Origin of the sequence: Saccharopolyspora sp. 6M, from assembly GCF_020176775.1 — a bacterium.
Classification (GTDB): domain Bacteria; phylum Actinomycetota; class Actinomycetes; order Mycobacteriales; family Pseudonocardiaceae; genus Saccharopolyspora_C; species Saccharopolyspora_C gregorii.
Genome location: NZ_JAIUJZ010000058.1, coordinates 1 through 6239, shown reverse-complemented (window position 1 = coordinate 6239; position 6239 = coordinate 1). Strand labels below are relative to the sequence as shown.

General features: G+C 72.6%; 5 protein-coding genes. 4 read left to right on the top strand and 1 reads right to left on the bottom strand.

Going from position 1 to position 6239, the window contains the following annotated elements; translation table 11 throughout:
- Positions 1–161 precede the first annotated feature (161 nt).
- Both LCD31_RS09855 and LCD31_RS09850 read left to right on the top strand, forming a co-directional pair.
- Entirely contained in the window at positions 162–1547 is a 1386-nt protein-coding gene (locus tag LCD31_RS09855) for an LLM class flavin-dependent oxidoreductase (RefSeq protein ID WP_308011225.1), read from the top strand.
- Between the two features lie 19 nt (positions 1548–1566).
- Positions 1567–2352 carry a 2-keto-4-pentenoate hydratase gene (locus LCD31_RS09850; RefSeq protein WP_224957471.1) on the top strand — a complete coding sequence of 262 codons (786 nt, stop codon included), beginning with the start codon at positions 1567–1569 and terminating at the stop codon, positions 2350–2352.
- A 56-nt stretch (positions 2353–2408) separates the two neighbouring features.
- On the opposite strand, the gene LCD31_RS09845 is transcribed toward LCD31_RS09850, so the two are convergent.
- Positions 2409–3737, bottom strand: a complete 1329-nt coding sequence (locus LCD31_RS09845) for an MFS transporter (RefSeq protein WP_224957470.1) — start codon at positions 3735–3737, stop codon at positions 2409–2411.
- Between the two features lie 512 nt (positions 3738–4249).
- Between LCD31_RS09845 and LCD31_RS09840 the strand changes: the two genes are divergently transcribed.
- Together LCD31_RS09840 and LCD31_RS09835 are read left to right on the top strand one after the other, a co-directional pair.
- The gene (locus LCD31_RS09840) at positions 4250–5050 is read left to right on the top strand and encodes an IclR family transcriptional regulator (RefSeq protein ID WP_224957469.1); all 801 of its coding nucleotides are present in this window, start codon (positions 4250–4252) and stop codon (positions 5048–5050) included.
- 109 nt (positions 5051–5159) lie between these two features.
- Positions 5160–6239: Hsp70 family protein (locus LCD31_RS09835; RefSeq protein ID WP_224957468.1), on the top strand; the 1080-nt coding region annotated here is incomplete at its 3' end.

Sequence of the window (6239 nt, the reverse complement as noted above, 5' to 3'; positions counted from 1 at the left end):
GTCTCTGGCGCCGCGCCCGTCGCTGTGCCGCCCGGCCCCCGGGGGGGGGGCGCGGCGGCCCGCGATCCGCCCCACCACGGGCCCGGCGGGCGGGGGGGGGGGCCCCCCCCCCCCCCCCGCGCCGCTCCCCGGCACGCCCCGCTACCGAACTGGAGCCGATGATGTCTCGCCGCATTCGACTGTTCGCCTTCGACTTCCAAGGCCCGGCGCACCTGTCCGCGGGGCTCTGGCGGCACCCCGAGGACCAGGGCTCGCGCTACAAGGACGTCCGCTACTGGACCGAGTACGCGAAGATGCTGGAGGAGGCCCGCTTCGACGGCGTATTCTTCGCCGACAACGCCGGGTACCACGACATCTACGAGGGCAGCGCCGCCGGCGCGCTCGCCGACGCCGCGCAGCTGCCGGCGAACGACCCGTCGCTGGTGATCTCGGCGATGGCCGCCGCCACCGAGCACCTCGGGTTCGGGCTCACCGGCTCCACCACCTACGAGCACCCGTACGCGCTGGCCCGGAAGTTCGCGACCCTCGACCACCTCACCGACGGGCGCATCGGCTGGAACCTGGTGACCTCCTACGCGGGCAGCGCCGCGCGCAACCTCGGCAACGGGCTGCTCACCCCGCACGACGAGCGCTACGACGTGGCGGCCGAGCACCTGGAGGTCTGCTACAAGCTGTGGGAGGACTCCTGGGAGGACGGCGCCGTGGTCCGCGACGCCGAGCGCGGGATGTGGGCCGACCCGTCGCGGGTGCACGACATCGACCACCGCGGCAAGTACTTCACCGTGCCCGGTTTCGCGCTGTGCGAGCCGTCCCCGCAGCGCACCCCGGTGCTGTTCCAGGCGGGCGGGTCCTCGAAGGGCCGCGCGCTGGCGGCCGCGCACGCCGAGGGCGTGTTCGTGAACTCGCTGTCCAAGACCTCGCTGCGGCGCCAGGTCGACGCGCTGCGCGCCGAGGCCGCCGCGTTCGGCCGGGACCCCCGATCGCTGCGGGTGCTGCAGATGCTCAACGTCGTCGTCGCCCCCACCGACGAGCAGGCGCACGCCAAGCACGAGGAGTACCGCAAGCTGGTCAGCTACGCCGGCGCGATGGCCCGCTACAGCGGCTGGACCGCGCTGGACATGTCCCGCTTCGACCCGGACGTGCCGCTGCGCCACGTCAAGACCGACGCCGGGCAGACCATGGTCGACCTGTTCTCGAAGCTGGACCCGGACAAGGAGTGGACGCCGCGCGACATCGCCGAGTTCATCGGCATCGGCGGCAGCGGACCCACCATCGTCGGCTCCCCGCAGACCGTCGCCGACGAGCTGCAGAGCTGGATCGACGAGGCCGACATCGACGGCTTCAACCTCGGCCACGCCGTGAAGTACCGGGACATCGCGGACTTCGCCGAACTCGTCGTGCCCGAGCTGCAGCGCCGCGAGGTGATGTGGACCGAGTACGAGGGCCGCACCCTGCGCGAGAAGCTCCACGGCCCCGGCACCGTCCGCCTGCCCGCCGACCACCCGGCCCGCAAGACCGGCCGCACCCAGCTCGCCGCCGCGATCTGACCACCGGAGGAGGCTTCCCGTGCAGGACCAGGACATCCGCGACGTCGCCACGCTGCTGCGCGACGCGCGCGCCAACCGGACGCCGGTGCCCGCGCCGACCACCAAGTGGCCGGAGCTGGACGCCGACTCCGCCTTCGCGGTGCAGCGGCACAACGCCGAGCTGGCCGTCGCGGGCGGCGACCGGATCGTCGGCTACAAGCTCGGCAACATCGCCAAGGCCATGCAGGCCGCGTTCGGGCTGGACCGGCCCGACTACGGGTACCTGCTGGCGAGCGGCTTCGAACCCGAGGGCGTGCCGATCGCGCGGGACCGGTTCATCGCCCCGTTCGTCGAGTTGGAACCGGCGTTCCTGCTGGCGACACCGCTGCGCGGGCCGAACGTGACGGTCGCCGACGTGATCGGTGCCGTGGACTGCGCGATGCCGGCCATCGAGATCATCGACTCCCGGGTGCAGGACTGGGCGATCTCGCTGCCGGACACCGTGGCGGACAACGGTTCCACCGGGGCGGTGCTGCTCGGCGGGACGCCGCGGCGGCTCACCGAGCTGCGGCTGAGCGACACCAGGGGCGCGCTGCGGCTCGACGGCCGGGAGGTGATGGCGGGCAACACCCGCAACATCCTCGGCAACCCGCTGGCCGCGACGGCGTGGCTGTGCAACCGGCTGGCCGACTACGGCATCGGGTTCGAGGCCGGGCAGGTCGTGCTGCCGGGCAGCTGCCTGGAAGCGGTGCCGGTGGACCGGGCCGGGCACTGGGCCGGTGAGTTCACCGGCTGGGGGACGGTCGAGTTCGAGATCACCGAGTGACCTCCGCGCAGGTGACGGCGGGGTTCCGGGGCGCACCCGGAACCCCGCCGCGCGCGCTAGTCCTCGTCCGCGGTGGAGATCCCGGTCAGCGCGCGCCCGGTCGTCTCCGGCGCCAGCACCTGCGAGACGACGGCACCGACCACGCAGATCCCGGCCGCCACGAGCATCGTGGTGGCGGGCCCGAGGTCCTGCATCGACCACGGGAACAGGAAGGTGCCGATCGCGGCGCCGACCCGGCTGACCGCGGTGGCGAACCCGGTGCCGAGGCCGCGCAGCTCGGTCGGCAGCACCTCGCCCGGGTAGACGCCGGTCAACCCGGTGCACATCGCGTTGGCGAAGGCGAACACCAGGAAGCACGCCAGCACCAGCACCGGCGGCGCCGAGGACCACAGCGCGATGACCACCAGCACCACCGCGCACACCCACTGCTGCGGGATGGTCAGCATCCGGCGCCCGACCCGCTCGATGAGCAGGCAGGCGACCACGACACCGGCCAGCGCCACCCCGTTGACGCCGATCGCGCCGACCAGGCCGTCCTCGCCGAGCCCGTAGCGGGCGAGCACGCTCGCGGAGAAGGTGGCGATGGCGAAGTACGGGGTGACGGTGCAGAACCAGAACACCGAGATGAACGTGGTGGAGCGCCAGTGCTCGCGGGAGAACAGCATGCCGAACCGGCCGGGCCGCTGCTGCTCCTCGAAGATGTCCGCGCGGTCGGCGCGGTCGGCGATCCAGGTGGCGGCGATCCGCTCGGCCTCCTCGGTGCGCCCCTTGCTCATCAGCCACCGCGGCGATTCGGGCACGCCGAGCCTGCCGAAGAACAGGATCACGGCGGGCACGGTGCTGGTGCCGAGCACGAGCCGCCAGTCCGCGTCGACCGCGGTGAGCGCGAAGCCGACGATGAAGGCGCCGACGAACCCGATGTACCAGGCCACTTCGGCGAACGACAGGCACCGGCCGCGCAGCCGCGCCGGGGCGAACTCCGTCATCAGCGGCCAGCTGATCGAGTACTCGGCGCCGATCGCGACGCCCATCAGCAGCCGAACGAGGAACAGCTGCCAGCTGGAGTCGACGAAGAACTGCAGTACCGAACCCACCACGAACAGCGCCAGGTCGAGGGTGAACATGGGTTTGCGCCCGAACCGGTCGGCGAGCCAGCCGCCCAGCGGCCCGCCCGCGAAGATGCCGATCAGCGCGGCGGCGCCGATCAGGCCTTCGCCGTAGACCGACATGTGCAGGTCGGTGGTGATGGCGCCGATCACGGTCCCGACGATGCCGAGCACGTACCCGTCGATGAACATGCCGCCCGCGACGACGAGGGTCAGCCGGATCAGGAACCGCTTCCGCTCCTCCGGCGTGCGGGTGGCGGCGACTGCGGTGGTGGTCACCAGTGCGTTTCCTTCCTGGTGGAGCACCCGCGAGCGCGGTCGGTGCGCGGCGGCGGGTGCGCGGAGGTGCGGCGGCGGGCCGCACGGTCGGGGATGAACGCGCGGCACCGACCAGCCCCTAGCGCGTTCACCATGTGAACACAACGGCCGAGAATCCTTCGGGAAATCGGCGGCGGAGTCAAGGATCCACCGCACATCTCCGGATTCCGCCCAGGTCGGCGAACCGAACGAGCCGACACCGGAACCGGACACGACGTCCACCATGCGACCACGGAGGGTGCCGAGCCGAACACCGACAGCCGCGGCACCTCGTCGTGCCTCGCCCCCGTGCCCGGAACGCCGCGCCGGACCGTACCGGTCGCCGCGCGCCCGGCCGCGCCCTCCCCCGGGCCCACCAGGAGGGACACCCCCACCACGCCACCGCGTCCACGAAGTGAACGCGGCTGTTAGGGTGGCCGCACGGCTCGGGCCGCGCGGCCCGGGAACGGGCCGGAGCGGGAGGCGGAAGCGGTATGGGCGACGACGACACGCCCGAACAGACCGGCATGGTCAACAAATCGGTGACCAAGGCCGTGCGCCTGCTCCGCGAGATCGCCGCCCAGCCGCGCAACGGCGCCACCGTCACCACCCTCGCGAAGGCCGCCGGGCTCAGCAGGCCCACCGCGTTCCGGCTGCTCTACAGCCTCGAACAGGGCGGGCTGGTGGACCGGATCGACACCCACTACGTCCTCGGCTGGGAACTCGCCCGGCTCGGCCGCTCCGCCGACCCGTACGCGGGCCTGGTCGCGCATGCCCAGCCGCTGCTGGACGAACTGGCCGACTCGTTCAACGAGACCGTCACGCTGTCCATCCCGAACGCGCAGGACGGGCTCGACCTGGTCGCCGAAGCCGCCGGATCGCACGTCGTGGGCGTGCTCACCAGCAACCTCGTCGGGCAGCACTACCCGGTGCACGCCAGCTCCACCGGCAAGGTGCTGCTGGCCGACCTGCCCGCCGAGAAGCTGCGCGCGATGCTGCCCGAGAAGCTCGAAGCCTTCACCCCGGACACCATCACCGACCGCACCGCGCTGATCAAGGAACTGGAGCAGGTGCGGGAGCAGGGCTTCGCCATCATCGACAACGAGCTGGAGCACGAGCTGCTCTCGCTGTCGCGCCCCATCCGGGACAGCGCGGGAACGCTGGTGGCGATCCTCACCCTCAACGGGCCGCGCAGCCGCTTCGGCCGGGCCCGGATCCCCGAGGCGCTACAGCACATGCAGCGGATCGCCGACCGGCTCACCGAGCTGTTCTGGCGCGACTCCCTCGCGGGCTGACACCGGTTGCCCCCTTGTGGAGGTAGGGCGCATACCGCACCCGCGCATAGACTTGCCCGCGCTCGAGTTGTGATCGTTCTTCACTTTCACCGAACTCAGGGGGGCGCGCGTGCGGTACGGCGTGGGGATCGATCTCGGAACGTCCTTCACCTCGGCCGCGATCAGCGGACCCGACGGCACCCGCATGGTGCCGATGTCCCCCGCGGTGATCGTGCCCTCGGTGGCGCGGCGCGGCGACGGCGGCATCCTGCTCACCGGCGAAGCGGCGGCGGACTCCGCGGGCGACCCCGCCTCGACCAGCCGGAACTTCAAGCGCCGCCTGGGTGATCCGACGCCGCTGGTGCTCGGCGGGTCGACCTACTCCCCCGCGGCGCTGATGGCGGCGCAGCTGCGGGACGTGCTGGCCACCGTCACCCGGATCTCCGGCGAGCCGCCGCACTCGGTGGTGCTGACCTACCCGGCGATCTGGGGGCCGTACCGGCGCGAGCACTTCACCGAGGTGCCCCGGCTGGCGCGCGTCCCGGACTTCCGGCTGATCACCGAGCCGGAGGCCGCGGCGACGCACTACTCCAGCGAACGGCGGCTCGGCGACGGCGAGATCATCGCCGTCTACGACCTCGGCGGCGGCACCTTCGACTCCACCGTGCTGCGGATGCGCGGCGGGGAGGTGGAGATCCTCGGCACCCCGGAGGGGATCGAGCACCTCGGCGGCATCGACTTCGACGAGGCGCTGTTCGCGCACGTGGACCAGCGGCTGGACGGGGCGGTGGGCGCGCTCGACCCGGCCGACCCGGAATCCGCGGCGGCGATCGCGGCCGTCCAGGCGGCGTGCGTGCGCGCCAAGGAGGAGCTCTCCACCGAACCCGACGTGCGGCTGAGCCTCCCGCTGCCCGCCGGGACCCGGGAGATCACCATCACCCGCCTGGAGTTCAATGAGATGATCACGCCGTCGGTGCGGCTGACCATCGAGGCGCTGCACCGCACCACCGCCTCCGCCGGGCTGCGCACCGAGGACCTCTCGGCGGTGCTGCTCGCGGGCGGCTCGTCGCGGGTCCCGCTGATCTCGCAGCTCGTGGCGCAGGAGTTCGGGAAGCCGCTGCGGGTGACGCTGCACCCGAAGTACACCGTCGCGCTCGGCGCGGCGCTCGTGTCCGCCCGGCCGGCCCCGCGGCCCGAGCCCGTCCCCGCC

What these genes read in the sequence shown, in the direction of transcription:
- LCD31_RS09855 (WP_308011225.1), top strand. Translation starts at nt 162, where the DNA reads ATGTCTCGCCGCATTCGACTGTTCGCCTTCGACTTCCAAGGCCCGGCG.
- LCD31_RS09840 (WP_224957469.1), top strand. Translation starts at nt 4,250, where the DNA reads ATGGGCGACGACGACACGCCCGAACAGACCGGCATGGTCAACAAATCG.